This window comes from uncultured Microbulbifer sp., assembly GCF_947498635.1.
Lineage (GTDB): Bacteria > Pseudomonadota > Gammaproteobacteria > Pseudomonadales > Cellvibrionaceae > Microbulbifer > Microbulbifer echini.
Genome location: NZ_CANMKV010000139.1, coordinates 1 through 407, shown reverse-complemented (window position 1 = coordinate 407; position 407 = coordinate 1). Strand labels below are relative to the sequence as shown.

Annotated in this window: 1 protein-coding gene; it reads right to left on the bottom strand. The window is 55.5% G+C overall.

What is annotated here, in order from left to right; translation table 11 throughout:
- Positions 1-407, bottom strand: a 407-nt coding sequence (locus Q1A69_RS20180) for a hypothetical protein (protein WP_299589739.1), incomplete at both ends; no start/stop codon positions are given.

Here is a 407-nt window from a genome sequence, read left to right as displayed (position 1 = left end):
TTTAAGGCCCCACCAAACGTATCCGCTGCCGCTTCCGCAGCGCCGCCAAATTGTTTTTCCAGCTCTTCCAGGATCAGCCCTTGCGCCTCGGCCGTGCGACCGGATTCCACCAGGGCTTCGATGGTACTTTTTTGCGCATCGGTAAATTGGATGCCGGTGCGGCTGAGGGCAGAAATACCCTTTATCGGATCATTCAGCGCTTTGCCCAGCTGAACTGCCGAAGAACGCAGATCCGTGCCCATGGCCACGGACATATCCAAAATTGCCGGGGTGGCTCGTTTAAACACCTCGCCTTGGATATTGGTAAAAGTGAGCAGCAGCGCTTCCATCTCCATCACGGCTTCATCACCAAAAGTGGTGAGCTGCTGCATGGTGCCGGCCAGGTTTTGCAGTTCTTCCGAGGAAAG